Genomic DNA, 25,771 nt, shown 5'->3' on the forward strand with positions numbered 1-25,771 from the left:
AGCGGCACAACCGGAGCACGCTTCGCCTTCTATGCCTGAACAATATCGTTACACTCTGCCCGTCAAAGCGGGCGATCAGCGTCAACTGGGTGAACTGACCGGCGCGGCCTGCGCCGTCGAGGTGGCGGAAATGGCGGAACGCCACGCCGGCCCGCTGGTGCTTATCGCGCCGGATATGCAAAACGCCCTGCGCCTGCATGATGAAATTCAACAGTTTACCGAAAGCCTGGTCATGAACCTCGCCGACTGGGAGACGCTGCCTTACGACAGTTTCTCACCGCATCAGGAGATTATCTCCTCGCGCCTCTCGACGCTCTATCAGCTGCCCGCCATGCAGCGCGGCGTGTTGATCCTGCCGGTGAACACGCTGATGCAGCGCGTCTGCCCGCACAGCTTCCTGCACGGCCACGCGCTGGTGATGCAAAAAGGCCAGCAGCTGTCGCGCGACACCCTGCGCAGCCAGCTCGACCAGGCGGGCTATCGTCATGTGGATCAGGTGATGGCGCATGGCGAATACGCCACCCGCGGCGCGCTGCTCGATCTCTACCCGATGGGCAGCGAACAGCCCTACCGCATCGACTTTTTCGATGACGAAATCGACAGCCTGCGGTTGTTTGACGTCGACACCCAGCGCACGCTGGAAGAGGTCGAGGCGATAAATCTGCTGCCGGCGCACGAATTTCCGACCGACAAAGCGGCCATTGAACTGTTCCGCAGCCAGTGGCGCGACCGTTTCGAGGTCAAGCGTGACCCGGAGCATATCTATCAGCAGGTGAGCAAAGGCACCCTGCCCGCCGGGATCGAATACTGGCAGCCGCTGTTCTTCAGCGAGCCGCTGCCGCCGCTGTTCAGCTATTTCCCGAAAAACACACTGGTAGTGAGCACAGGCGATCTTGAGGCGAGCGCTGACCGCTTCTGGACCGACGCCGTCGCGCGTTATGAGAACCGCGGCGTTGACCCGATGCGTCCGCTGTTGCCACCGGAAGAACTCTGGCTGCGCACTGATGAACTTCATGCGCAACTGAAAGCCTGGCCGCGCGTACAGTTGAAAACCGAAGCGCTCGCCGATAAAGCCGCGAATACCAATCTCGGCTATCAGCCGCTGCCGGATATCGCCGTTCAGGCCCAGCAGAAAGCGCCGCTCGACAGCCTGCGCCGTTTTCTTGAATCGTTCACCGGGCCGGTAATTTTCTCGGTAGAAAGTGAGGGCCGCCGCGAGGCGCTCTCTGAACTGCTCTCGCGCATTAAAGTCGCACCAAAGCGCCTGCTGCGTCTCGAAGATGCCGCCGATGGCGGCTGTTATCTGAGCATCGGCGCGGCGGAGCGCGGGTTTATCGACACCCTGCGCCACCGGGCGTTTATCTGCGAAAGCGATCTGCTGGGCGAGCGCGTGACGCGCCGCCGTCAGGAGAGCCGCCGCACCATTAACCCCGACACGCTTATCCGCAACCTGGCGGAGCTGCGCCCCGGCCAGCCGGTAGTGCATCTGGAGCACGGCGTGGGCCGCTATGCCGGGCTGACCACGCTTGAAGCGGGCGGCATCACTGCTGAATATCTGATGCTGACCTACGCCAACGAGGCGAAACTCTATGTGCCGGTCTCGTCACTGCATCTGATCAGCCGCTACGCGGGCGGGGCCGAAGAGAATGCGCCTCTGCATAAACTGGGCGGCGACGCCTGGAGCAAAGCGCGCCAGAAAGCGGCGGAAAAAGTGCGCGACGTGGCGGCGGAGCTGCTGGATATCTATGCCCAGCGCGCCGCGAAAGCCGGTTTCGCCTTTAAGCATGACAAAGAGCAGTATCAATTGTTCTGCGAGGGCTTCCCGTTTGAAACGACGCCCGATCAGGCGCAGGCCATTAACGCGGTGTTGAGCGATATGTGCCAGCCGCTGGCGATGGATCGCCTGGTGTGCGGCGATGTCGGCTTCGGCAAAACCGAAGTGGCGATGCGCGCGGCGTTTCTTGCCGTCGAGAACAATAAACAGGTCGCGGTGCTGGTGCCGACCACTCTGCTCGCCCAGCAGCATTACGACAATTTCCGCGACCGTTTCGCCAACTGGCCGGTGCGCATTGAGCTGCTGTCGCGCTTTCGCAGCGCCAAAGAGCAGGCGCAGGTGCTGGAACAGGCTGCCGAAGGGAAAGTCGATATTCTTATCGGCACCCATAAGCTGTTGCAGAGCGATGTGAAGATGAAAGATCTGGGGCTTCTCATCGTCGATGAGGAGCACCGCTTCGGCGTGCGTCACAAAGAGCGTATCAAGGCGATGCGCGCCGATGTCGATATCCTGACGCTTACCGCGACGCCGATTCCGCGCACGCTTAACATGGCGATGAGCGGCATGCGGGACCTGTCGATTATCGCCACGCCGCCGGCGCGCCGACTGGCGGTGAAAACCTTCGTGCGCGAGTATGACAATCTGGTGGTGCGCGAGGCGATCCTGCGCGAAGTGCTGCGCGGCGGGCAGGTGTATTACCTTTACAATGACGTCGAGAATATTCAGAAAGCCGCCGAGCGGCTGGCAAACCTGGTACCGGAGGCGCGTATCGCCATCGGCCACGGCCAGATGCGCGAGCGTGAGCTGGAGCGGGTGATGAACGACTTCCATCACCAGCGCTTCAACGTGCTGGTCTGCACCACGATTATCGAAACCGGTATCGATATTCCGACCGCCAATACCATTATTATCGAGCGCGCCGACCACTTTGGCCTTGCGCAGTTGCACCAGCTGCGTGGCCGCGTGGGCCGTTCGCACCACCAGGCGTACGCCTGGCTGCTGACGCCGCCGCCTAAAGCGATGACCACCGATGCGCAGAAACGCCTCGAAGCCATCGCCTCGCTGGAAGATCTGGGCGCAGGCTTTGCGCTGGCGACGCACGATCTGGAAATCCGCGGCGCGGGCGAGCTGCTGGGCGAAGATCAAAGCGGCCAGATGGAGACCATCGGCTTTTCGCTCTATATGGAACTGCTGGAAAACGCCGTCGACGCGCTGAAAGCCGGGCGCGAGCCGTCGCTTGAAGATCTCACCAGCCAGCAGACCGAAGTTGAGCTGCGGATGCCCTCGCTGCTGCCGGAAGCCTTTATCCCGGACGTCAATACGCGACTGTCCTTCTACAAGCGCATTGCCAGCGCCAAAAAAGAGCAGGAGCTTGAAGAGATCAAGGTGGAGCTTATCGATCGCTTTGGCCTGTTGCCGGACCCGGCGCGCAACCTGCTGGATATCGCGCTTTTGCGCCAGCAGGCGCAGAAGCTTGGCGTACGCAAGATTGAGGCCAATGAAAAAGGCGGGACGATTGAATTTGCCGAGAAGAACCATGTTGATCCGGGCTGGCTTATTGGTCTGCTGCAAAAAGAGCCGCAACATTATCGCCTCGACGGGCCGACGCGCCTGAAGTTTTTCCGCGAGCTGGAAGAGCGCAAAAACCGCATGGAATGGGTGCGTCAGTTTATGGCGCAACTCGCCGAACACACCCTGCCGTAATCCGCCACGCCCCGCTCAGGGGCGTAACTTTACAATCTTTTGCATTCGTCCAGGGTTTCCCTGGACGAACCCCCGCCATACTTCTCTCTTTATCAATAAATTACAAAAGCTTCTCTGCCTTTGGGATCTGTAAATGAAAAGAGAAAATACGCGTTTTACCCGCTGGCTGTCATGGCTTGCCTTCGCCGCGAGCGTGACGCTCGGCGCAAGCCAGGCGCTGGCCAATACCTATCCGCTGCCGCCGCCTGGCAGCCGGCTTATCGGCGACACCCTCTACCACACGGTGGCAGACGACGGCGGCTCGCTGGAGGCGATCGCCAAACGCTATAACGTCGGCTTTCTGGCGCTTTTGCAGGCGAACCCGGGCGTTGATCCGTATGTGCCGCGCGCGGGCAGCGTACTGACGATTCCGCGCCAGATGCTGCTGCCGGACGCGCCGCGCGAAGGCATTCTCATTAATCTTGCCGAGCTGCGGCTCTACTATTTCCCACCGGGAGAAAACAGCGTGACCGTCTACCCGATAGGCATCGGTCAACTGGATGGCGATACGCTGACGCCGACGATGCAGACATCCGTCTCGCAAAAACGCGCTAACCCCACCTGGACGCCGACCGCCAATATCCGCGCGCGCTATAAAGCCCAGGGTATTGATCTGCCGCCGGTAGTCCCGGCCGGGCCGGATAACCCGATGGGCCACCACGCGATCCGCCTTGCGGCTTACGGCGGCGTCTATCTTCTGCACGGCACGAATGCCGATTTCGGTATCGGGATGCGCGTTAGCTCCGGCTGTATTCGCCTGCGCGATGACGACATTAAGCATTTATTCAGCGTGGTGCCGGTCGGAACGCGCGTGAATATCATTAACGCGCCGGTGAAAGCGTCCGTAGAACCGGATGGCCGGCATCTGGTAGAGGTGCATCAACCGCTGTCAAAACGGATTGAGGACGATCCGAAAACGCTGCCGATTGTACTGAACGCAACCCTTCAGGCGTTCCAGTCTGCCCCGCAGACCGACCGCGACGTGATGGAGCACGCGCTGCGCCTGCGCGCTGGCGTGCCGGTCAACGTCACCGCGCACGCTTCTGAACCCGCCTCTAACGCCATCTGAGCCCTGAACGAAAAAAGGCCCTGTCGCTGGACAGGGCCTTTTGCTGTGTGTCGGTTCAGCTTATTTATAAATAACCGCCGTGCCGTGCAGGGCGTTCGGGCCATTCGCCGAGGTGATGCGGAACGATTTCGCACCGGCTTCATCCGCTTTTTGCGCAAGCTCCGCTTCGAGCGACGACAGGTTAGTGCCGGCGGTGGCGGAGATAGTACCCACTTTCTGCTGCCCCGCTGGCGTTGACTGCACCTGAACGGCAGCAACGCTTGCAAATGACAGCGAACTCAGAATGGCGACGGCGAACAGCATGTTGACGTTTTTCATAGGGTAACCTTTTTATCAGTAAGACGGTTCGGTAACAGAGGGTCGTTAACATTATTTAATTAACGATCGATAGATAAATGATAGTTGTGATCTGCATCACGTTTCAATATAATTTTTAACGATCGTTATATTAATAGCTCGCTTACGGCGACCCGCCGCTGGAAACTACATCCGGCGCGGTTTTGCTGGTACTCCCGGTGCAAAAAGGGGTATTTTGAAGGCAGGTTTGATAAAGAGGTTAAACGGCACCATGACAACAGAAACGCAAAGTTGCGCAAAAAAAAGCCGTGGCCGACCGAAAGTGTTCGACAGGGAAGCGGCGCTTGATAAGGCCATGGCACTATTCTGGCAGCACGGCTACGAAGCCACGTCGCTGGCGCATCTGGTGGAAGCGACCGGTGCCAAAGCGCCGACGCTGTATGCGGAGTTCACCAATAAAGAGGGGCTGTTTCGCGCCGTGCTTGACCGCTATATCGCACGCTTCGCGCAACAGCAGGAAACCTTGCTGTTTCGCGCTGATAAACGCGTCGATGAAGCGCTGCATGATTATCTTTGCGCGGTAGCGAGCTGCTTTGCCAGTAAAGAGACGCCGGCGGGCTGTTTTATGGTCACGACGTCTGCGGCACTCGCCGCATCGTCTGAAGAAATCGCCGCCACGCTGAAAGCCCGTCATACGCAACGCGAAGAAATTTTGCTGCGCTTTTTAAGTGAGCGGCAGGCGAAAAAAGAAATTCCATCAGAATGCAACTTGCCTGCACTGGTACGCTTTATCAGTTGCCTGGTGCACGGCATGTCGGTAAGCGCACGCGAAGGCGCCAGCCAGGAAGAATTGATTCAGATTGTGAATATGACTATGCGACTGTGGCCGCACCTCTTGCAATAGTATCCCCGCCTTCCGGGAGCGGCATCCGCCACTCCCGCTTTTCCCATAAATTCTATGAATAATCACCGTTTCGCTGAAAGCCTTTCTGCGCCGTTTATTGATAGGAAAAAACTGGCAAATATATCCTTCAGAATAGCTACTCTTTGATCGTCAAAGAAATGATTATTCGTGTGCTAATTAATTAGCACCATCAATTATTAGAACTGGAGTTATTCACGTCATGAAGACGGAGCCATGCAGGGACGAGGACTTTTTTCCACACAGTATCCGTGGTGTATCAAGTTTCAAATATGGAAGACAAGAGACGATTTTTGGCTATACACCTACAGAAGGAAGATGAACATGGCTTTGCTATTACCATTATTTAAGGTGTTAATAGTAATAACATTGTTATTTGGCCTTTGGTTGTTCTGCGGTGGTTCTATTCTTTATGCGTTTTTATCAGTGCTGATCACGGGTTTTATTTTATTCAGACAACACAGTGCTATGTAATGCCAACGCCCATGCCTCACAGCCCGTGACGCATGGGCGTTTTCGCATGCGTATTTTGTGGCTTCCCACCGGGGCGCAGGCATAAAAAAGCCCCTCTGCCTGAGTGCGAGAGGGGCAATGGTGCGTAACGCTTTTTTATTTTCAGGTTTTCTGATTCAGTACCAGCTGTCCGTTGCTGTCGAGCGGAATACGGCTGCCCGGATCGTTATCCATACGGATTTTGCCCTGCTCTTCCCCGATGCGGTACGTCACATCATAACCGAGCATTTTCTCTGATTTGTCATAGACGGTTTTGCAGCGCTGCTGAGTCGTGGTGTAGGTATCGCTCTCCTGCAGATGACCCTGGATCTGGTTGCCGGCGTAGCCGCCGCCCAGCGCGCCCACCACCGTCGCGACATCTTTACCGCGCCCGCCGCCAAACTGGTGGCCAATCACGCCGCCTGCGACCGCGCCCAGTACCGAGCCGGTCAGGCGGTTTTCATCCTGAACCGGACGACGATGCGTCACGGTGACATTACGGCACTCCTGACGCGGCGTTTTCACGGTCTCTTTGATAGGCGTGGCAGAAACCACCTGAGCATATTTCGGCGAAGGAGTAAAAACATCCAGACTCGCCACCGCCGCCACGCCCAGCGCAGCAACCACCCCAATACCGATACCCGCTAACATTGATTTATTCACAGGAATTCCTCCCGGCTGTGCAATTAGTAACAATTTTGCAATTGAGGAAACGAATGGCAAATCAGAAAACGACTCAAAAAAGAGGATTAACCGGGGCGAATCAGCGGATTGAGAGGAGTCTGAAGGGAAAATGTGACGGAAATAAAATTTCATCCGCCCTGGCGGGCGCCGGGGCGGATGTCTTGCTTAGTGCAGCTTCAGGCGCGGGCGGATCACGCGGTTGATGCTGCCAACGAGCATCATCAGGCCGGTCTTGAAGTAGCCATGCAGCGCTATCTGATGCATACGATACAGCGAGATGTAGACAAAGCGCGCGATACGCCCTTCGATCATCATAGAGCCGCGCATCAGGTTGCCCATCAGGCTGCCGACGGTTGAGAATTTCGACAGCGATACCAGCGAGCCTTTGTCTTTATAGACGTACGGCTTGAGCGGCTTGCCTTTGATCTGCGCCAGAATGTTGTCCAGCGCGCAGGAAGCCATCTGGTGCGCCGCCTGGGCGCGCGGCGGTACGAAGCCGCCTTCCGGACGCGGGCAGGACGCGCAGTCGCCAATGGCGAAGATATCCGGATCGCGCGTGGTTTGCAGCGTCTGTTCCACCACCAGCTGATTGATGCGGTTGGTTTCGAGCCCGCCTATCTCTTTCATAAAATCTGGCGCTTTAATACCTGCCGCCCAGACCATCAGGTCAGCCTGAATGAATTCGCCGTCTTTGGTGTTGAGCCCATCTTCCTGCGCGCTGGTCACCATGGTGTTGGTAAGCACGCGTACGCCAAGCTTGGTCAGCTCATTGTGCGCGGCGCTGGAGATACGCGGCGGCAGCGCCGGGAGAATACGCTCGCCCGCTTCCACCAGCGTCACGTTCAGCGCTTCGTTGGTGAGCCCTTTGTAGCCGTAGCTGTGCAGCTGTTTCACCGCGTTATGCAACTCTGCGGAGAGCTCAACGCCTGTTGCGCCGCCGCCGACAATCGCGATGTTCACTTTGCCGTTAGCGCCGAGGTTGGCGGAGTATTTCAGGAACAGGTTAAGCATTTCCTGATGGAAACGACGCGCCTGGTGCGGGTTGTCGAGGAAAATGCAGTGATCCTTGACGCCTGGCGTGTTGAAGTCGTTGGAGGTACTGCCGAGCGCCATGACCAGCGTGTCGTAAGGGACTTTACGCTCAGCCACCAGCAGTTCGCCTTTCTCATCGCGCAGTTCGGCAAGCGTGATGGTTTTCGCGTCGCGGTTGATATCCACAACGGAACCCAGCTGGAACTGGAAACCGTGGTTGCGCGCATGCGCCAGATAGCTCAGCGCATCAACGCCCTCATCCAGCGAGCCGGTCGCCACTTCGTGCAGCAGCGGTTTCCACAGGTGGCTGTGATTACGATCCACCAGCGTGACTTTCGCTTTTTTGCCGCGGCCCAGTTTATGACCGAGCTGCGTGGCGAGCTCCAGTCCGCCGGCACCGCCGCCCACGATAACGATCTTTCTTAATGGCGTAGTCAACGTGACCCCCTTAAAGTGTTTAACTAATTGTTAATTCAAAGTTATTAAAAATAGCTTTTAATTAACAATAGTTTAGCAACCCGGTTCACAACAGAGACGAGCATAACATGAACGGTGCATTGGTCATACCAAATTTGATGTGCATCAATTTTTATGCATTAAAGATAAACAAAATGGGCCAGCTTGCGGCTGGCCCATCGTCGATATGATGGCGCTTGATGTTTCAGGCAGGCATTACCCGAGTGTTTTAAAAGCCTTAATGCGTTGCAGGTGGGGCGAAATATTTTTGAATTTGTGCGTCTGCGTTTCATCCCAGACGATTTCATAAAACTGATGCAACAGCTGCGCCGAGCGCTGGCTGTCGAGTGCTTCATCCTCACGCGAGAGGATAGCCAGGCAGCGGTCGCGGTTTTTCTCGCGGAAGTTCTCAACGCATTTGGTCGCGATATCCAGATACTCTTCCGGCCTGTCGATTTTGCCTTCCATGTTTTCATACGGAAACAGGTTGGGGTTGAAGATAACCTGCCGGATATCACACAGAAAACCGATACGCTCCGCCCAGAAGCCGCCAAGCCCCACGCCGCAGATGAGGGGCCGCTCGTCGACGTTTAACTGCAGCATCTTGTCCACTTCGCGCAGCAGATGCTGCATGTCGTGTTTCGGATGGCGCGTGCTGTAGCTGATAAGCCGCACATCCGGATCGATAAACTGCAGTTGCAGCACTTTCTCATGGTTACCCGGACTGTTTGAATCGAAACCGTGTAAGTAGATAATCATCGCATTCTCATCCCAGCGTAGCAGCTTCAGGGCAACGAATTACCCCGCCTTGTGCGTCTGCCAGCGCTCATGCAGTGCGGTAAGCTCGCCGCTTACCTGCTTCCAGCGCGCTGACGCCATCAGTTCCTGACGCGAAATTACACCTTTATGATACAAACGTGTAACACGTTCTGCTTTGATCGGCGACAGGTTATCCAGAACGCTAACGGCACCCTTCCGATTATTGCAGACCAGGATCATATCGCAACCGGCGTCCAGCGCCGCCTGCCCGCGCTCCGCATAGCCGCCAAGAATTGCCGCGCCTTCCATTGAGAGATCGTCAGAGAAAATCACGCCGTCGAAACCGAGTTCACCGCGCAGCACCTGCTTAAGCCAGTAAGGCGAACCGCTGGCTGGCAGGGGATCGACATCGCTATAGACGACGTGCGCCGGCATGACAGCATCTAGCATGTTGTAACTAATAAGCTCGCGAAACGGCAGCATGTCGTGGCGGCGAATCTCCGCAGCCGGGCGCGGATCGCGCGGTGTCTCTTTGTGCGAATCAGCGCTGACGGCCCCGTGGCCCGGGAAGTGTTTGCCGGTCGCTTTCATGCCCGCGCTCTGCATACCGGTAATAAAGCGTTTTGCCATCGCCAGCACGTTTGCCGGGTCGTCATGAAACGCGCGCTCGCCAATCGCGGCGCTGAGATGCCCGACATCCAGCACCGGCGCGAAGCTGATGTCGATATCCATTGCAATCATTTCGCAGGCCATCAACCAGCCCGCCTCCTGCGCAAGTTTCCCGCCCTCCTCCATACCCAGCAGGGCGGCAAAGCTCTGCGCCGCAGGCAGTCGGGTAAATCCGTCGCGAAAACGCTGCACGCGTCCGCCCTCCTGGTCTACAGCAATGACCAGATGGTTATGCGCGCTTTCGCGTATCTGACGCACCAGTTCGCGCAACTGCTGGGGATCATGATAGTTGCGGGTAAACAGGATAAGCCCACCTACCAGCGGATGCCCCAGAATTTCACGCTCTTCGGCATCAAGCTCAAAGCCTTCCACATCCAGCATTACCGGACCCATGTTTCTCTCCCTTCGTATTCGTTTTCCCGCAGCTGGCGCCAGGCCTCGTCTGCAAGTGTGATAAATGTGCGGTCGCCGGTTTCCTGAAAGCGGCGCTCATACCAGCCCGCCATCAGTAACCCGCTCCACGGACGCCAGCGCGCCACCTGACGGCGCAGCGACGTCTCGTTAATCATTGCTCGTTTCGCGTAGTCGGCGATAAGCGCATCGCACGTCGCGTCATCGAGCCAGACGCAGGCAAGCTCCAGCGCAACGTCGCCATCGCCCGCGTACTCCCAGTCAATAAGCATCAGTCGCTCCTGCGCCCAGACCAGGTTGCCGGGATGAATGTCCATATGCAGCGGCGCGAGACGCAGTGGACGCGGCTCGCCGAGGCGGCGCATGCGGTGTAGCAGACGCAGCCAGAAACGCGTGCGGCGCGTCGGCGCGCTCTGCTGCCAGTCTCGCATCAGCAGCGGCAGCAGTTCGATACGCCAGCCGAAGCGTCGCTGACGATGCAGATGATACAGCAGCGCACCGAGTTGCGGCACAGGCGGCAGCGTGTCGTGAATGTCGCCCGGTAAAAAAGTGACCGCCAGCCAGCCGTTATCGCAGCGGCGCGGGCGTGGCGCGAGCGTCGCGGGAAGCCGTTTCAGCGCGCGATACTGGCGAGGACTACGGGCGCGGCTTGCGCGCGCGTCACGGCGTACCACCAGCGTTTCGTCATCAACGAACACCCGCCAGACACCATCGCTAAGGCCCGGCAGCGCGCAAACGACGCCGGCGGCCGAAGCCGCCGGAAAACTCTGCTGTAAAAACCCTTGCGGGCTCTGATTACTGGGTTTGCTGAACGGCACCTTTACCGGACCAGATAATTTCGCCGGTCTGTACCAGCATCAGCTGCATTTGCAGCGTGGGGGCGTTCACGTTGCCGCTGGCGTTGGCGTAAAGCACATACTGCGCGCCCACGTTACGGGCGATGCCGATGGCTTTACTGCGCGAGCCCAGGCTGTCCTGCGGCGAAAGTCCTAACTGCTGTTTCGCCATTGAGAGCTGCTGCGCCGAGACCAGCGTGAATTTACCATTGTTCGCCAGCGCGCCGCGCAGTGCCTCGGTAGCCGGGCCGGTTTGCATTGAGCCGTTGGTACGGTTATTGACGCTGTCCACCAGCAGCACGCTGCCCGCGTTTACCCCGTCGGCCTGTAACATTTTGCCGACCATCGGTGCCATTGCGCTGTTCCAGTCATAGGTGCGCGATTTCGGCTCCGGCGTGGTGTTTTCAGGCTGGTGTTCAATCGGGCCAGGCTGCGCCGGAATTGACGGCACGGATGGCACAGTCGGCACCGGCTGGGTCGGCGGCGGGACGGGCTGCGTAGGTTGCTGCGTGCCCGGTTGCACTTCTTCGACCGGCGCGGGTTTCTGCTCGCCGGGTACAATACAACCCGACAGCGCCAGGGCGACAGCCGCCAGTAGCGCATAGCGATACATTCTGTTCAACGTTTCCCCCTTCAGAGATAGAGATAAAGACGGGCTTTCCGTGCCGCCAGATAGTCGGTCTGGCCGTTAACCGTCACACGGCCCTGCGCCGGGATGACCACCGTTCGCGGAACATCCAGCGGCTGGCCTTCCAGCCCGTGGGCGTCGTACCAGTAAAAGCGGTAGTGGACGGTAACGGGCGCGTCTTTGTTATTGTAAATGGTAGCGGCGGCGCCAGGCTTGCCGTTTTGCAGAGAAAAGTCTGGTTTTTCAGCGGTAATGCCCGCAGCCAGAACGCTGGATTCCATCACTACAGCCTGATCGTCGCTGACAGGAATCGTCGGCGCGGAGCGGCAGCCCGCCAGCAGCAGCGCGGCCAGCAGCCAGCCTGTGCGTGCGCAGCCCATATCAGAGACCTTTATGCGCAAGCATTGGCCCCAGCGGACGGCCACCTACCAGATGCATATGGATGTGGTAGACCTCCTGCCCGCCGTGACGGTTGCAGTTCATGATGAGGCGATAACCATCTTGCGCAATGCCTTCCTGCTGCGCGATTTTCGCGGCGGCGGTAAACAGACGACCAAGCGCCTGCTCGTGTTCCGGCGTGACGTCATTGACGGTCGGTATCAGTACATTCGGGACGATCAAAATATGGGTTGGGGCCTGGGGAGAAATATCGCGAAACGCCGTTACCAGCTCATCCTGATAAACGATATCCGACGGGATCTCGCGACGAATAATTTTGCTGAAAATGGTTTCTTCGGCCATGGTTTTTTTCCTTCTTGGATAAACGCTAAGAGTATGAGCGAGATGATCGCTTCCTTTCAACCTTTGCGCCGGTTTTTCTTTATAAAGCGGATGCTTATAGCGCATACCCGAGGTGTTGTCGCCCTGCTTCACGCGCTTTTCTTCGGCAGGCCTGTTTCCGCCGATTTGTAACGCGTCTTACATTTGTTTACACCGCAAAAACAAATGATTATAGTTCTCATTTTTATTGACAGTGGAACGTTGTTTTAGTCCCGCGATTTCTGTTCATCAGGCCGGATGCCAGTGATGAGAGTCGTACTACAACAGCCTGATGCACAGCATCATTTTATTATTTTTAAGGGCAACACATGGCTAAGCATGCACTTCGTCAGGGCGTCGTTCCGGCGTCTTCTCTTCCCTCTTTGCTGGCGTTAAGCATTGCCAGCGCGCTGGCGGCACCAGCAGTTTACGCAGCACCGGCGACAAACGACACCATTGTGGTCGACGCGGCTGCCGACAGCGGCACGCCTGATGAGTCGCAGGATTACAGCGTAAAAGTGACCAGCGCGGGCACCAAAATGCAGATGATCCAGCGCGATATTCCGCAGTCCGTCAGTATTATCAGCGAACAGCGCATGAAGGATCAGCAGCTTGATACGCTCGGCGACGTAATGGATCACACGTTGGGTATTAGCAAAAGCCAGGCGGATTCTGACCGCAGCAGTTACTACTCGCGCGGTTTCCAGATCGATAATTACATGGTGGATGGCATCCCGACCTATTTTGAATCACGCTGGAACCTGGGCGATGCGCTGTCTGATACCGCATTATTCGAACGTGTGGAAGTGGTACGCGGCGCCAACGGTCTGATGACCGGTACGGGGAACCCTTCTGCGTCCATCAATATGATCCGTAAACACGCCACCAGCCGTGATTATACCGGCACTGTCTCTGCAGAATATGGTAGCTGGAATAAACAACGTTACGTGGCTGATTTGCAGGGGCCGCTGACGCCAGATGGTCATGTTCGTGGCCGTATCGTGGCGGGCTACCAGCATAACGACTCCTGGCTCGATCGTTACACCAATGAGAAAACCTTCTTCTCCGGTATCGTCGATGCGGATCTGGGCGAAACCACCAGCCTTTCGGCAGGTTATGAACACCAGAGCATTAATGTCGATAGTCCGACCTGGGGCGGTCTGCCGCGCTGGAATACCGACGGCACAAAAAACAGCTACGATCGCTCCCGCAGCACCGCACCGGACTGGGCCTATAACGATAAAGATATCGATAAAGTCTTTGTGACCTTCAAACAGCGTTTCGCCGACACCTGGCAAGCGACGCTGAATGCCACGCACTCAGAAGTGAAGTTTGATGGCAGAACCATGTATGTCGATGCGTATGTCAACAAAGCCGATGGTTCACTGGTCGGCCCGTATGCCAGCTACGGCCCGGGCTATGATTATGTCGGTGGGACCGGCTGGAACAGCGGCAAACGTAAAATTGACGCCGTCGATCTCTTTGCCGATGGCACCTACGAGCTGCTTGGCCGTGAACACAACCTCATGATTGGCGGCAGCTATACCGAACAGAACAACCGTTACGTCAATACCTGGGCAAATGTCTTCCCGGATGAGATTGGCAGCTTCTACGACTATAACGGTAACTTCCCAGAAACTAACTGGGGCGAGCAGACGCTGGCGCAGGAAGACACCACGCACATGAAATCCCTGTATGCCGCGACCCGCCTCTCCCTGGCCGACCCGCTGCATCTGATTATTGGCGCGCGCTATACGAACTGGCGTATTGATACGCTGACTTACAGCATGGAAAAAAACCACACCTCGCCTTACGCGGGTCTGGTTTATGACATCAACGATAACTGGTCCGCCTACACCAGCTACACCTCTATCTTCCAGCCGCAAAACTACCGTGACAGTTCAGGTAAGTACCTTTCGCCTGTTACCGGCAACAACTATGAAATTGGTCTGAAGTCTGACTGGATGAATAGCCGTCTGACCACCACGCTCGCTATCTTCCGTATTGAACAGGACAATGTCGGCCAGAATACCGGCAGGCCTATCGCCGGCAGCAATAACGAAACGGCTTATCGTGCTGTGGATGGCACAGTAAGTAAAGGTGTCGAATTTGAAGTTAACGGCGCCATCACCGATAACTGGCAAATGACCTTCGGCGCGACCCGTTACATCGCTGACGATAACGAAGGCAAAGCGGTTAACCCTTACCTGCCACGCACCAGCGTAAAACTGTTTACCAGCTACCGTCTGCCCGTTATGCCGCAGCTGACCGTCGGTGGTGGCATTAACTGGCAGAATCGGGTCTGGAATGATACCGTAACGCCGTACGGTACCTGGCGTGCCGAGCAGGGAAGCTATGCGCTGGTGGATCTTTTCACCCGCTATCAGGTGACTAAAAACTTCTCCGTGCAAGGCAATATTAATAACCTGTTCGACAAGAAATACGATACCAATGTCGAAGGGTCCATCGTCTATGGTGAGCCGCGTAACGCGAGTATTACCGCCCGCTATCAGTTCTGATTCACTCTGTGTCATAAAAAGGGAGCCCTGCGGCTCCCTTTTTTATTGGGCGTTACGCCTCGCGACGCATCCAAAGCGCGGGCCAAAATAGTCGTCTCAACGCGGTACTGGCGGCATTAACGCCTCAGCCAGCTCCCCCGTTCTGCCGCTCGCTGCATCCATTCCCCGCGCGTTTTCAGGCGTAAAAAAAGGGAGGCTTGCGCCTCCCTTTATCTCCCCGTCAGCCTGGATTAGCTGTTACGGATGTATTCATCCATTTCGGTTTTCAGGTTATCGGACTTGGTGCCGAAAATCGCCTGAACGCCGGAGCCTGCGACAACCACACCCGCAGCACCCAGTTTCTTCAGGCCAGCCTGATCCACTTTCGCTACGTCCGCCACGCTTACGCGCAGACGGGTGATACAGGCGTCAAGGTTAGTGATGTTCTCTTTACCACCAAACGCCGCCACCAGAGCCGGAGCCATTTCGCTGGTTGCGCCTGCTTTACTGTCTTCCGTTGCATCTTCACGACCCGGCGTTTTCAGGTCCAGTGCTTTGATCAGCACACGGAAGATGGTGTAGTACACAACGGCATAGCACAGACCGACAATCGGGAACAGCCACAGTTTGCTGCTGTTACCGGACAGAACGATAAAGTCGATCAGACCGTGCGAGAAGCTGGTGCCGTCACGCATACCCAGAAGGATACAGATCGGGAAGGCCAGACCTGCCAGTACCGCATGGATAATGTAGAGGATCGGCGCCACGAACATGAAGGAGAACTCGATCGGCTCAGTGATACCGGTCAGGAACGAGGTCAGCGCGGCGGAGATCATGATACCGCCCACTTTGGCGCGGTTTTCCGGTTTAGCGGAGTGCCAGATAGCGATGGCAGCAGCCGGCAGACCGTACATTTTGAACAGGAAGCCGCCAGACAGTTTGCCTGCGGTCGGGTCGCCTGCCATATAGCGCGGGATATCGCCGTGGAACACCTGACCTGCCGCGTTGGTGAATTCACCAATCTGCATCTGGAAAGGAACGTTCCAGATATGGTGCAGACCAAACGGCACCAGGCAACGTTCGATGAAGCCGTAGATACCAAACGCCACAACCGGGTTCTGGTACGCCGCCCACTGAGAGAACGTCTGGATGGCGGAGCCAATCGGCGGCCAAATGAAGGACAGGATCACGCCAGTGAAAATCGCCGCCAGACCAGAAATGATCGGAACGAAACGTTTACCCGCGAAGAAGCCCAGATACTCAGGCAGCTTGATACGATAGAAGCGGTTGAACATATACGCTGCAATCGCACCGGAGATAATACCGCCCAGAACACCGGTATCAGCCAGATGCTTCGCGGCGATCTCTTCCGCAGGCAGGTGCAACACCAGCGGTGCAACGACCGCCATGGTTTTCACCATGATGCCGTAGGCGACTACCGCAGCCAGCGCTGATACGCCGTCGTTATTGGTGAAGCCCAGCGCAACACCGATAGCGAAGATAAGCGGCATGTTAGCGAAAACAGAACCGCCCGCTTCCGCCATGACGTGGGAAACCACGGCTGGCAGCCAGCTGAAGTTTGCAGAACCGACGCCCAGCAGGATACCTGCGATAGGCAGTACGGAGACTGGCAGCATCAGCGATTTACCCACCTTCTGCAGGTTAGCAAATGCATTCTTAAACATAATTGAGAGTGCTCCTGAGTATTTGTGCTTTTTTTACGCGTTTTACGCATTAGCCCGGGGGAGAAACGGGCCATAAACAGGGCATCTGAGTACCCTTTATTTATTACGCAGAGTAAAATAAATCACGCGATCTTTGTTTGACGGCTATCACGTTTCAAACACACCTTAGGCGAAAACTTGCGATTCTTTACATTAAGTGTTTCAGGATGTTTATAAATCGAGGGTCACCGCCTGAATTTCGGCGGTGAACTTTACTCGCTTTGTCTATTAATTACGAGCTTTAAAATAACTCGGTTTATCAGGCAGATTGCAGCGCGGCGAGGTCAACGTGGAACAGCGTGGAGAAGTTGCGGGTGGTGGTTTCAGCCAGCGTTTCCAGGCTCACGCCCTTCAGCACCGCCATATATTCCGCCACATCGCGCACCAGCGCAGGCTGATTCTCTTTACCGCGGTGCGGAACCGGCGCCAGGTACGGCGAGTCGGTTTCCACCAGCAGACGATCGAGCGGGACATAACGCGCCGCCTCGCGGATCTGCTCCGCGTTGCGGAAGGTCAGAATGCCGGAGAAGGAAATATAGAACCCTAAATCCAGCAGTTTGCCCGCCGTCTCTCTGTCTTCCGTAAAACAGTGTAGTACGCCTGAACAGTCCGTCACTTTTTCTTCGCGCAGGATAGCGAGTGTGTCTTCACGCGCATCACGGGTATGGACGATAACCGGCTTGTTCAGCTCACGGCCGATGCGGATGTGATGACGGAACGATTCCTGCTGGCGGGCTTTAGTTTCCGGCGTGTAATAATAATCAAGCCCCGTTTCGCCCATCGCCACGACGCGCGGGTCGGCGGCGAGACGACGCAGCTCTTCGACATCATATTCCTCGTCCTGATTGAGCGGATGCACGCCGCAGGAGTACGCCACGTTTTCCCGCTCGCCGATAAGCTCGCGCATGGCGTTGTAGCCAGGCAGCGTGGTGGCGACCGCCAGAAAATATTTCACGTCGCGGGCGGCGGCTTTCGCCAGAACGTCATCCACATCTTTATGCAGAGACTGATAATCCAGGCCATCGAGATGGCAGTGTGAGTCGACTAAAAACATAACGTCTCTCTCAGAGATGATAAGAAGGAAGCGCGGCACCCGGGCGCATATAACGCTCCCAGGTGAGTAGCAGTTCGGTCAGCAGCAGCTCCCGATTGACCGCCGCCACATTCAAGAGTCGTTCGCGACAGCGGAACAGCGAATCGAGCATCGCCTGCAGGATGACGGGCGTAAAGTTCTGGGCCAGTTGTGCCACCAGCGCCTGATAATCGGTGTTTACCAGCGCGCCATAAGCTCCGTGACGCCACTTCAGCGCGTCCATCAGGAAAGACGCCAGCCAGTGGAGCCGAAACGGCGCCTGATCGTGGTTAAGCGCGGGTAATAAGGAGAGCCAGTCTCCGCTCGCGAGCGCCGCCGCCGTTTTCTCGCTGAGCGCCACACGCTGCTGCCACTGTTCCGGCTGGAGGAGTGCCAGCGCGGCGGCGGGCGCTCCGCCGGTGAGACGCAGCGCGGCGTTAATACGCGACGGGTCCGCCTGGGTTTCACGCGCAAGCCAGGCCTCGGCGTAACGCGCCTCCGGCGGCGCGAGGTGCCAGCTAAAGCAGCGGCTGCGAAGCGTGGCGGGGAGTTGTTCCGGCTCACGACAGCCCAGCAGAAACCAGGTATTTTCCGGCGGCTCTTCCAGCGTTTTCAGCAACGCGTTGGCCGCCGCCTCCGTCAGCTGCGCGGCCTCTTTGATCCAGACGACTTTCGCGCCGCCAAGACGCGCGCGGTCGTAGAGCTTTTCGCTGATATCGCGGATAGCGTCGATGCCGAGCGTCGATTTGCCCTTCTCCGGCTCCGCCAGATAATAATCAGGATGCGTGCCCGCCTGCATCAGCTGGCAGGCGCGGCACTGGCCGCAGCTTTTCTGCCCTTGTGGCTGCTGACACATGCGCCAGCGGCTTAGCGCGTAAATCAGCGCGTCGTCGCCCATGCCGGGCAATGCGTGAATCAATACCGCATGGTGTCCCCTGCCGGACTGCCAGTTGCCGACCAGATGTTCAAACGAGGGGCGCAGCCACGGATACCATTTCATTATTTTTGCTCCTGCACCCAACGCGTCACCGTGGCGCGGATATCGCGACTGACGGCCTCCAGCGGCTGGCAGGCGTCAATAGTGACAATGCGCGGGTCAGCCGCAGCCAGCTCAAGATAGCGAGCGCGGGTGCGGTTAAAGAAATCGAGCGATTCCTGTTCGATGCGGTCAAGCTCCCCGCGCGCGCGGGCGCGCTCAAGCCCGATGCGCGGATCGACATCAAGATAAATGGTCAGATCCGGCGCGAAATCGCCCAGCACCGCCTGGCGCAGCGTGGTCAGCAGCGCGCGGTCAATGCCGCGCCCGCCGCCTTGATAAGCCTGGGTGGAGAGATCGTGACGGTCGCCAATGACCCATTCGCCGCGCGCGAGCGCAGGCTTAATCACAGTGTCCACGAGCTGGACGCGGGCGGCGTAAAACAGCAGCACTTCGGCATTGTCGGTGATGACTTCATCGCCCACCGATTTGATATCCAGCACGAGGCTACGCAGTTTTTCGGCCAGCACCGTACCGCCCGGCTCGCGAGTGAAGGTCAGGTTGGCTACGCCGAGCGATTTCAGCGTCTCGACCACCAGATTGCGCGCCGTGGTTTTTCCGGCGCCTTCCAGCCCTTCGATGACAATGTATTTACTGCTCATTTTTATCCTTAAGCGCCTTAAGATAATCCTGCACTGCACGATTATGGCTGGCGAGATTCGTGGTGAACGTGTGGCCGCCCTTACCGTCCGCCACAAAATAGAGGTACGGCGTTTTCGCCGGATGCGCCGCCGCCTTCAGCGACGCCTCGCCAGGCATTGCGATAGGGCCTGGCGGCAGGCCGCTGATGACGTAGGTATTATACGGCGTCGGGGTTTCCAGATCTTTACGTGAAAGCTTCCCGTTGTAATCGTTACCCATGCCGTAAATGACCGTCGGATCGGTTTGCAGACGCATTCCAATGCGCAGACGGTTGATAAACACCGATGCAACGCGGTCACGCTCGCCCGCCACCGCCGTCTCTTTTTCAATGATGGACGCCATCGTCACCAGCTGGTTCGGATCTTTGTATGGCAACCCGTCCATACGTGATTTCCAGATAGCGTCCACCGCTTTCACCATCCGTTGATGGGCGCGCCTGAGCAGCGTCACATCAGAGGTGTTGGCGGTATAGAGCCAGGTATCAGGCCAGAACCACCCCTCCACCCAGTCGGGATGTTCAAGCTTCAGCGCCTGCGCTACCGTCGCGTACTCGTCGTCTTTAAGGGTGTGTTTAATATAGGGCGCTTCGCGCAGCTGTTTCAGCCAGTCACTCAGCTTCATGCCTTCGACAAAGCGGATGGGGAATTGCGCCTCTTTACCGCTCGCGAGCAGACGCAAAGCGTCACGCACAGTCATTTGTGGCGTGAATCGGTATGTCCCGGCTTTGAAATGTGCCAGCCCTGGCTCAAGACGTAACAGCCACTGGAATACGCGCGGGCGTTTGATGAGCTTTTCATCATAAAGCTGCTGGCCAAGCGCGAGACGCCCGGTGCCCGGTTTAAGTGTAAATATCGTTTCTTTCGCAATCGGCAACGGGCTTTGCGCCAGCTGGCGCACTTTCCAGTAACCAACACCTGCCGCGGCGGCAAGCACAAGAACCAGCAGTAGCGCGACGCGCAACATTTTCTTCATGGGAACCCGGTTATTCGCAGTGGGAAATGAGGTATTTATAAAGTTCGCGGGAGGCGTAAGCGTGACCGTCAATCTCACGCACTGGCACCAGCGGCATCAGCGCATTGCAGATAAAGACCTCGTCAGCCTCTTCAAGCGCACTGAACGGCGCGTTAATTTCAGACAATCGCCAGGCTGACTGATTCAGCAGACCAATAATATGGCGCCGCATAAGGCCATCGACGCCAGCCTGATCGAGACGGGGGGTAAACACCGCTTTTCCTTTACGCCAGAACAGATTAGCCGCACAGCATTCCGTAACCCACCCTTCGCTGTCAAGTACCAGCGCCTCATCGGCGGGCGTCTGCTCAAGATGCGCGCGAATGAGCACCTGTTCAAGCCGGTTGAGGTGCTTAATGCCAGCAAGATGCGGGTTGCGTCCGAGCCGCACTGGACTGAGGGCAAGACGGATGCCTCGCGCGCGCCAGTCGTCGTAAAACGCGGGATACGCCGCGCGCGATACGATACGCGTCGGCGCGCCGCATCCGGCGATACCGTAGCCGCGCGATCCAGCCCCTCGGGTGATAATGACTTTCACGACCGCGCTCCCCTGCCCCTGCGCCGCCTGCATCATTTCGTTACGCAGCGCGCTGGCGTCCGGCATTGCGATGACCAGCCGCTCGCAACCTTCGCGCAGGCGCGCCAGATGCTGCTCCAGCATGATAACGACGCCGTCGCGCACGCGGGCCGTGGTAAAACAGCCATCGCCGAACTGAACGGCGCGATCGGCCGCCGGCAGGCAATCCTGGTCGAGACCATTAATTAACAGCATGGTGGCTCCTTAACGGGTAGCGCATTAGTCTGGCAGGATGACCGACGGGGGGCAAGAGGAAGGGAAAATGTTCAAAGGCCCGCGCGGGGCGGGCCTTTGTGGCGACTGTCAGACCTTTTTGAAGATCAGAGAGCCGTTGGTGCCGCCGAAGCCGAAGGAGTTACACAGGGTATACTCCAGACCAGAAACCTGACGCGCTTCATGCGGAACGAAGTCAAGATCGCAGCCTTCGTCCGGATTGTCCAGGTTGATGGTCGGCGGAACCGCCTGATCGCGCAGCGCGAGGATGGAGTAGATAGATTCTACTGCGCCCGCCGCGCCAAGCAGATGGCCGGTCATCGATTTAGTGGAGCTCACCATTACGCGTTTCGCCGCGTCGCCGAAGACGGATTTCACCGCCTGGGCTTCTGCTACGTCGCCCGCAGGCGTCGAGGTGCCGTGCGCATTGACGTAACCGATTTGGCCTGCGTCAAGACCTGCGTCACGCAGCGCGTGCGTCATGGCCAGCGCCGCGCCCGCGCCGTTTTCCGGCGGAGAGGTCATATGATACGCATCGCTGCTCATACCAAAACCGACCAGTTCAGCGTAGATTTTCGCGCCGCGTTTTTTCGCGTGCTCGTACTCTTCCAGCACGATGATGCCCGCGCCGTCGCCCAGCACAAATCCATCCCTCTCTTTATCCCACGGACGGCTTGCGGCCTGCGGGTTATCGTTACGGGTGGAGAGCGCACGCGCCGCGCCGAATCCGCCAACGCCGAGCGGCGTACTGGCTTTTTCTGCGCCGCCTGCCAGCATGACGTCAGCATCGCCGTAGGCGATGATGCGCGCCGCATGGCCGATGTTGTGCACGCCGGAGGTGCAGGCGGTGGCGATAGAAATGCTGGGACCGCGCAGACCGTACATGATGGTCAGATGACCCGCCACCATGTTAACAATCGTTGATGGCACGAAGAAGGGACTGATTTTCCGCGGGCCGCCGTTAACCAGCGAGCTGTGGTTCTCTTCGATTAAGCCAAGGCCGCCGATGCCGGAACCGATAGCCGCGCCGATGCGAGGAGCGTTCTCTTCCGTCACTTCAAGGCCGGAATCCTGCATGGCCTGTACGCCGGCGACAATTCCATATTGAATAAAGGCATCCATCTTGCGCTGTTCTTTGCGCGAGATAATGTCTTCACAGTTAAAATCCTTTACTAAGCCAGCAAATTTTGTTGCATAGGCGCTAGTATCGAAATGGTCGATCAGGCTGATGCCACTCTGACCGGCAAGGAGAGCTTTCCAGGTAGACTCTACGGTATTGCCGACAGGAGACAACATGCCCAGTCCGGTCACAACTACACGACGCTTAGACACGTTTGTCCTCCAGGGAGGGATGATATTAGTAGATACTTGTGGGACTAAAAGATAAAACTCAGGCGGTCGAGCGACCGCCTGGAGATGTTCACTTACGCCTGGTGGCCGTTGATGTAATCAATGGCAGCCTGAACGGTGGTGATTTTCTCAGCTTCTTCGTCCGGAATCTCAGTATCAAACTCTTCTTCCAGAGCCATTACCAGCTCAACGGTGTCAAGAGAATCAGCGCCCAGGTCTTCAACGAAGGAAGCATTGTTGGTAACTTCTTCCTGCTTAACGCCCAGCTGTTCGCCGATAATTTTCTTAACGCGTTCTTCGATAGTGCTCATACTCTTAAATTTCCTATCAAAACTCGCTTTCGCGATGGTTTTCGTAGTGTATAAAATGTTGAAAAAGTTGCAACTAAATCCCGGCAGGTCTTACCACGATTTTACGCTATTTTGCGGGCAATTGCCCTGATAACGCAAATAATTTTATTCGTGATTAAACCATGTACATTCCGCCGTTGACGTGCAGGGTCTCACCAGTGATGTACCCGGCCTCGTCAGAGGCTAAAAATGCAACCGCGCTGGCGATTTCTTTTGCGTCGCCTAAGCGACCCGCAGGAACTTCCGCCAGAATACCCGCACGCTGGTCGTCAGACAGCGCACGCGTCATGTCCGTTTCAATAAAACCCGGAGCAACAACGTTTACCGTAATACCGCGGGACGCAACTTCACGCGCCAGCGATTTACTGAAACCGATAAGACCCGCTTTCGCCGCAGCGTAGTTGGCCTGACCGGCATTTCCCATGGTACCAACCACAGAACCGATAGTGATAATGCGGCCGTGACGCTTTTTCATCATAGCCCGCATTACCGCTTTTGACAGACGGAAAACCGATGACAGGTTGGTTTCGATGATATCGTTCCACTCGTCATCTTTCATTCGCATCAGCAGATTGTCACGGGTTATCCCGGCATTATTGACCAGAATATCCACTTCGCCAAATTCTGCGCGAATATTTTCCAGAACCGATTCGATGGATGCCGCATCGGTCACATTCAGCATCAGGCCTTTGCCATTAGCGCCCAGATAGTCGCTAATCGCTTGCGCGCCGCTTTCGCTGGTGGCGGTGCCGATAACCTTAGCGCCGCGTGCGGCCAGGGTTTCGGCGATAGCGCGGCCGATACCGCGGCTCGCACCAGTGACCAGCGCGATTTTTCCTTCAAAGCTCATGGTTTTCCTCGTTTTATTGCGCAAGTGCCGCTGACAGGCTGGCCGGCTCGTTAATCGCCGCCGCCGTCAGGGTGTCAACAATACGTTTCGTCAGGCCGGTCAGCACTTTGCCCGGACCCACTTCATACAGCTGCGTCACGCCCTGCGCCGCGATAAATTCAACGCTTTTCGTCCACTGTACAGGGCTGTAAAGCTGGCGCACAAGCGCATCGCGAATCGCTTCCGGCGAGGTCTCGCATTTCACGTCGACGTTATTGACGACCGGGATTTGTGGAGCGTTGAACGTGATCTTTTCAAGCTCAGACGCGAGCTTATCCGCCGCCGGCTTCATCAGCGCGCAGTGAGATGGCACGCTGACCGGCAACGGCAGCGCGCGCTTGGCGCCTGCGGCTTTGCAGGCAGCGCCTGCGCGCTCGACGGCCTCTTTATGACCCGCGATAACCACCTGACCTGGCGAGTTGAAGTTAACCGGCGAAACCACCTGCCCTTCAGCGGCTTCTTCGCAAGCTTTCGCAATCGCATCGTCATCGAGGCCAATAATCGCCGCCATCGCGCCCGTGCCTTCCGGCACGGCTTCCTGCATGAATTTGCCACGCAGTTCAACCAGACGCACCGCGTCGGCGAAATCAATAACGCCCGCGCACACCAGCGCGGAATATTCGCCGAGGCTATGACCGGCCATCAGCGCAGGTGCTTTACCACCCTGCTCCTGCCAGACGCGCCACAGCGCGACGGACGCCGTCAGGAGCGCAGGCTGTGTCTGCCAGGTTTTGTTCAGCTCTTCCGCCGGGCCTTGTTGAACCAGCGCCCAGAGATCATAGCCCAGCGCCGCGGAGGCTTCGCGGAACGTCGCTTCAATAACGGGAAAATTTGCCGCCATGTCAGACAGCATTCCCACAGCCTGAGAGCCCTGGCCCGGGAACACAAAAGCAAATTGCGTCATTTTTTTATCCTTCTCGATTAAAAACGAACCAGCGCGGAACCCCAGGTGAAGCCGCCGCCGAAAGCTTCCAGCAGAACCAGTTGGCCCCGTTGAATGCGTCCGTCGCGTACCGCTTCATCCAGCGCGCAAGGCACGGAAGCCGCAGAGGTGTTGCCGTGTCTGTCGAGGGTCACAACGACATTGTCCATCGACATACCGAGTTTTTTCGCGGTCGCGCTGATAATGCGCAGATTCGCCTGATGCGGCACCAGCCAGTCGAGAGCGGCACGATCGAGCTGATTGGCTTCCAGCGTCTCGTCGACAATATGGGCCAGTTCCGTTACCGCGACTTTAAAGACTTCGTTCCCGGCCATCGTCAGGAAGGTCGGGCTGTCCGGATTTACGCGATCCTGGTTCGGCAGCGTTAACAGCTCGCCGTAGCTGCCGTCCGCGTGCAGATGGGTGGAGAGAATGCCCGGCTCTTCGCTCGCGCCAAGAACGGCGGCGCCGGCGCCATCGCCGAACAAAATGATCGTGCCGCGATCTTCAGGATCGAGCGTACGTGCCAGCACGTCTGAGCCTATCACCAGCGCGTTTTGCACCGCGCCGGATTTTACGTATTGATCGGCGATGCTTAGCGCATAAGTAAAGCCTGCGCAGGCGGCAGCGACGTCAAATGCCGGACAGCCTTTAATGCCCAGCATGCCCTGAACCTGGCAGGCCGCGCTTGGGAAAGCGTGCGTGGCGGAGGTGGTGGCGACGATAATCAGGCCAATCTGTGTTTTGTCGATGCCGGCCATGTCAATCGCGCGCAGCGCCGCTTCGTGGCCCATAGTGGCGACAGTCTCGTCAGGCGCCGCAATGCGGCGCTCGCGGATACCGGTGCGAGTGACAATCCACTCGTCAGAGGTCTCGACCATTTTTTCCAGATCGGCGTTCGTCCGCACTTGTTCAGGCAGATAGCTGCCTGTACCAATAATCTTCGTATACATGTA

The 25,771-nt window shown here is 57.2% G+C and carries 24 protein-coding genes; 4 read left to right on the forward strand and 20 right to left on the reverse strand.

The features are described 5' to 3' along the window. Nucleotides 1-31: 31 nt before the first annotated feature. Complete coding sequence (gene mfd, locus BJP61_RS13545; protein ID WP_161579225.1) at nucleotides 32-3,478, forward strand: transcription-repair coupling factor; 3,447 nt, start codon at nucleotides 32-34, stop codon at nucleotides 3,476-3,478. Nucleotides 3,479-3,611: 133 nt separating this feature from the next. Continuing rightward, complete coding sequence (locus tag BJP61_RS13550) at nucleotides 3,612-4,586, forward strand: L,D-transpeptidase family protein (RefSeq protein WP_171998546.1); 975 nt, start codon at nucleotides 3,612-3,614, stop codon at nucleotides 4,584-4,586. Nucleotides 4,587-4,646: 60 nt separating this feature from the next. On the opposite strand, the gene bhsA is transcribed toward BJP61_RS13550, so the two are convergent. After that, nucleotides 4,647-4,904 carry a multiple stress resistance protein BhsA gene (bhsA, locus tag BJP61_RS13555; protein WP_038863572.1) on the reverse strand — a complete coding sequence of 86 codons (258 nt, stop codon included), beginning with the start codon at nucleotides 4,902-4,904 and terminating at the stop codon, nucleotides 4,647-4,649. Nucleotides 4,905-5,154: 250 nt separating this feature from the next. Here bhsA and BJP61_RS13560 point away from each other — a divergent pair, with 250 nt between their 5' ends. Beyond that, nucleotides 5,155-5,787 carry a TetR/AcrR family transcriptional regulator gene (locus tag BJP61_RS13560; RefSeq protein ID WP_038863574.1) on the forward strand — a complete coding sequence of 211 codons (633 nt, stop codon included), beginning with the start codon at nucleotides 5,155-5,157 and terminating at the stop codon, nucleotides 5,785-5,787. Between the two features lie 633 nt (nucleotides 5,788-6,420). Here BJP61_RS13560 and BJP61_RS13565 read toward each other — a convergent pair. From BJP61_RS13565 to hinT, 8 genes are all read right to left on the reverse strand, one after another. Further along, a complete protein-coding gene (locus BJP61_RS13565) occupies nucleotides 6,421-6,960 on the reverse strand; it encodes a glycine zipper 2TM domain-containing protein (RefSeq protein WP_038863577.1) in 540 nt (179 codons plus the stop codon). A 186-nt stretch (nucleotides 6,961-7,146) separates the two neighbouring features. Beyond that, nucleotides 7,147-8,451 carry an NAD(P)/FAD-dependent oxidoreductase gene (locus BJP61_RS13570; protein ID WP_075192681.1) on the reverse strand — a complete coding sequence of 435 codons (1,305 nt, stop codon included), beginning with the start codon at nucleotides 8,449-8,451 and terminating at the stop codon, nucleotides 7,147-7,149. Between the two features lie 234 nt (nucleotides 8,452-8,685). Next, a complete protein-coding gene (gene ycfP, locus BJP61_RS13575) occupies nucleotides 8,686-9,228 on the reverse strand; it encodes an alpha/beta hydrolase YcfP (protein WP_038863581.1) in 543 nt (180 codons plus the stop codon). Between the two features lie 39 nt (nucleotides 9,229-9,267). Beyond that, nucleotides 9,268-10,290: a beta-N-acetylhexosaminidase gene (nagZ, locus tag BJP61_RS13580; RefSeq protein ID WP_075192682.1), complete on the reverse strand. Its 1,023-nt coding sequence runs from the start codon at nucleotides 10,288-10,290 to the stop codon at nucleotides 9,268-9,270. After that, the gene (thiK, locus tag BJP61_RS13585) at nucleotides 10,278-11,126 is read right to left on the reverse strand and encodes a thiamine kinase (RefSeq protein WP_171998547.1); all 849 of its coding nucleotides are present in this window, start codon (nucleotides 11,124-11,126) and stop codon (nucleotides 10,278-10,280) included. Before thiK ends, nagZ begins: the two co-directional genes overlap by 13 nt. Continuing rightward, on the reverse strand, nucleotides 11,104-11,757 hold the full coding sequence (gene lpoB / locus BJP61_RS13590; RefSeq protein ID WP_038863585.1) for a penicillin-binding protein activator LpoB: 654 nt from the start codon (nucleotides 11,755-11,757) through the stop codon (nucleotides 11,104-11,106). Before lpoB ends, thiK begins: the two co-directional genes overlap by 23 nt. A 20-nt stretch (nucleotides 11,758-11,777) precedes the next feature. Continuing rightward, nucleotides 11,778-12,152, reverse strand: coding sequence for a YcfL family protein (locus BJP61_RS13595; protein ID WP_038863587.1), 375 nt, complete (start codon nucleotides 12,150-12,152; stop codon nucleotides 11,778-11,780). A gap of 1 nt (nucleotide 12,153) precedes the next feature. Then, entirely contained in the window at nucleotides 12,154-12,513 is a 360-nt protein-coding gene (gene hinT / locus BJP61_RS13600) for a purine nucleoside phosphoramidase (RefSeq protein WP_075192685.1), read from the reverse strand. Nucleotides 12,514-12,860: 347 nt separating this feature from the next. Between hinT and fhuE the strand changes: the two genes are divergently transcribed. Continuing rightward, nucleotides 12,861-15,050: a ferric-rhodotorulic acid/ferric-coprogen receptor FhuE gene (gene fhuE, locus BJP61_RS13605; RefSeq protein WP_171998548.1), complete on the forward strand. Its 2,190-nt coding sequence runs from the start codon at nucleotides 12,861-12,863 to the stop codon at nucleotides 15,048-15,050. A gap of 230 nt (nucleotides 15,051-15,280) precedes the next feature. On the opposite strand, the gene ptsG is transcribed toward fhuE, so the two are convergent. The 11 genes from ptsG to BJP61_RS13660 form a co-directional block, all read right to left on the reverse strand. Next, nucleotides 15,281-16,714 carry a PTS glucose transporter subunit IIBC gene (ptsG, locus tag BJP61_RS13610; RefSeq protein WP_038863592.1) on the reverse strand — a complete coding sequence of 478 codons (1,434 nt, stop codon included), beginning with the start codon at nucleotides 16,712-16,714 and terminating at the stop codon, nucleotides 15,281-15,283. Between the two features lie 298 nt (nucleotides 16,715-17,012). Beyond that, nucleotides 17,013-17,807, reverse strand: coding sequence for a metal-dependent hydrolase (locus tag BJP61_RS13615; RefSeq protein WP_038863594.1), 795 nt, complete (start codon nucleotides 17,805-17,807; stop codon nucleotides 17,013-17,015). 10 nt (nucleotides 17,808-17,817) lie between these two features. Further along, the gene (holB, locus tag BJP61_RS13620; protein ID WP_171998549.1) at nucleotides 17,818-18,825 is read right to left on the reverse strand and encodes a DNA polymerase III subunit delta'; all 1,008 of its coding nucleotides are present in this window, start codon (nucleotides 18,823-18,825) and stop codon (nucleotides 17,818-17,820) included. Beyond that, the gene (gene tmk, locus BJP61_RS13625; RefSeq protein WP_075192688.1) at nucleotides 18,825-19,463 is read right to left on the reverse strand and encodes a dTMP kinase; all 639 of its coding nucleotides are present in this window, start codon (nucleotides 19,461-19,463) and stop codon (nucleotides 18,825-18,827) included. Before tmk ends, holB begins: the two co-directional genes overlap by 1 nt. Beyond that, entirely contained in the window at nucleotides 19,453-20,475 is a 1,023-nt protein-coding gene (yceG, locus tag BJP61_RS13630) for a cell division protein YceG (RefSeq protein ID WP_038863599.1), read from the reverse strand. The genes tmk and yceG overlap by 11 nt, the downstream gene beginning before the upstream one ends. 10 nt (nucleotides 20,476-20,485) lie before the next feature. Further along, a complete protein-coding gene (pabC, locus tag BJP61_RS13635; protein WP_171998550.1) occupies nucleotides 20,486-21,286 on the reverse strand; it encodes an aminodeoxychorismate lyase in 801 nt (266 codons plus the stop codon). Nucleotides 21,287-21,394: 108 nt separating this feature from the next. Continuing rightward, nucleotides 21,395-22,636: a beta-ketoacyl-ACP synthase II gene (gene fabF / locus BJP61_RS13640; protein WP_038863601.1), complete on the reverse strand. Its 1,242-nt coding sequence runs from the start codon at nucleotides 22,634-22,636 to the stop codon at nucleotides 21,395-21,397. A gap of 92 nt (nucleotides 22,637-22,728) precedes the next feature. Then, nucleotides 22,729-22,965: an acyl carrier protein gene (gene acpP / locus BJP61_RS13645; RefSeq protein ID WP_000103754.1), complete on the reverse strand. Its 237-nt coding sequence runs from the start codon at nucleotides 22,963-22,965 to the stop codon at nucleotides 22,729-22,731. Nucleotides 22,966-23,119: 154 nt separating this feature from the next. Continuing rightward, the gene (gene fabG / locus BJP61_RS13650) at nucleotides 23,120-23,854 is read right to left on the reverse strand and encodes a 3-oxoacyl-ACP reductase FabG (protein WP_007707910.1); all 735 of its coding nucleotides are present in this window, start codon (nucleotides 23,852-23,854) and stop codon (nucleotides 23,120-23,122) included. Between the two features lie 13 nt (nucleotides 23,855-23,867). Beyond that, nucleotides 23,868-24,797, reverse strand: coding sequence for an ACP S-malonyltransferase (gene fabD / locus BJP61_RS13655; RefSeq protein WP_161579232.1), 930 nt, complete (start codon nucleotides 24,795-24,797; stop codon nucleotides 23,868-23,870). A 17-nt stretch (nucleotides 24,798-24,814) separates the two neighbouring features. Next, nucleotides 24,815-25,768 (reverse strand): beta-ketoacyl-ACP synthase III, encoded by a 954-nt coding sequence (locus BJP61_RS13660; RefSeq protein WP_171998551.1) that lies wholly within the window; start codon nucleotides 25,766-25,768, stop codon nucleotides 24,815-24,817. Between the last annotated feature and the right edge of the window lie 3 nt (nucleotides 25,769-25,771).

Source organism: Cronobacter sp. JZ38, from assembly GCF_008932145.1.
GTDB lineage: Bacteria > Pseudomonadota > Gammaproteobacteria > Enterobacterales > Enterobacteriaceae > Cronobacter > Cronobacter muytjensii.

What these genes read in the sequence shown, in the direction of transcription:
- mfd (WP_161579225.1), top strand. Translation starts at nt 32, where the DNA reads ATGCCTGAACAATATCGTTACACTCTGCCCGTCAAAGCGGGCGATCAG.
- BJP61_RS13550 (WP_171998546.1), top strand. Translation starts at nt 3,612, where the DNA reads ATGAAAAGAGAAAATACGCGTTTTACCCGCTGGCTGTCATGGCTTGCC.
- bhsA (WP_038863572.1), bottom strand. Translation starts at nt 4,904, where the DNA reads ATGAAAAACGTCAACATGCTGTTCGCCGTCGCCATTCTGAGTTCGCTG.
- BJP61_RS13560 (WP_038863574.1), top strand. Translation starts at nt 5,155, where the DNA reads ATGACAACAGAAACGCAAAGTTGCGCAAAAAAAAGCCGTGGCCGACCG.
- ycfP (WP_038863581.1), bottom strand. Translation starts at nt 9,228, where the DNA reads ATGATTATCTACTTACACGGTTTCGATTCAAACAGTCCGGGTAACCAT.
- nagZ (WP_075192682.1), bottom strand. Translation starts at nt 10,290, where the DNA reads ATGGGTCCGGTAATGCTGGATGTGGAAGGCTTTGAGCTTGATGCCGAA.
- lpoB (WP_038863585.1), bottom strand. Translation starts at nt 11,757, where the DNA reads ATGTATCGCTATGCGCTACTGGCGGCTGTCGCCCTGGCGCTGTCGGGT.
- BJP61_RS13595 (WP_038863587.1), bottom strand. Translation starts at nt 12,152, where the DNA reads ATGGGCTGCGCACGCACAGGCTGGCTGCTGGCCGCGCTGCTGCTGGCG.
- hinT (WP_075192685.1), bottom strand. Translation starts at nt 12,513, where the DNA reads ATGGCCGAAGAAACCATTTTCAGCAAAATTATTCGTCGCGAGATCCCG.
- fhuE (WP_171998548.1), top strand. Translation starts at nt 12,861, where the DNA reads ATGGCTAAGCATGCACTTCGTCAGGGCGTCGTTCCGGCGTCTTCTCTT.
- ptsG (WP_038863592.1), bottom strand. Translation starts at nt 16,714, where the DNA reads ATGTTTAAGAATGCATTTGCTAACCTGCAGAAGGTGGGTAAATCGCTG.
- BJP61_RS13615 (WP_038863594.1), bottom strand. Translation starts at nt 17,807, where the DNA reads ATGTTTTTAGTCGACTCACACTGCCATCTCGATGGCCTGGATTATCAG.
- holB (WP_171998549.1), bottom strand. Translation starts at nt 18,825, where the DNA reads ATGAAATGGTATCCGTGGCTGCGCCCCTCGTTTGAACATCTGGTCGGC.
- tmk (WP_075192688.1), bottom strand. Translation starts at nt 19,463, where the DNA reads ATGAGCAGTAAATACATTGTCATCGAAGGGCTGGAAGGCGCCGGAAAA.
- yceG (WP_038863599.1), bottom strand. Translation starts at nt 20,475, where the DNA reads ATGAAGAAAATGTTGCGCGTCGCGCTACTGCTGGTTCTTGTGCTTGCC.
- pabC (WP_171998550.1), bottom strand. Translation starts at nt 21,286, where the DNA reads ATGCTGTTAATTAATGGTCTCGACCAGGATTGCCTGCCGGCGGCCGAT.
- acpP (WP_000103754.1), bottom strand. Translation starts at nt 22,965, where the DNA reads ATGAGCACTATCGAAGAACGCGTTAAGAAAATTATCGGCGAACAGCTG.
- fabG (WP_007707910.1), bottom strand. Translation starts at nt 23,854, where the DNA reads ATGAGCTTTGAAGGAAAAATCGCGCTGGTCACTGGTGCGAGCCGCGGT.
- fabD (WP_161579232.1), bottom strand. Translation starts at nt 24,797, where the DNA reads ATGACGCAATTTGCTTTTGTGTTCCCGGGCCAGGGCTCTCAGGCTGTG.
- BJP61_RS13660 (WP_171998551.1), bottom strand. Translation starts at nt 25,768, where the DNA reads ATGTATACGAAGATTATTGGTACAGGCAGCTATCTGCCTGAACAAGTG.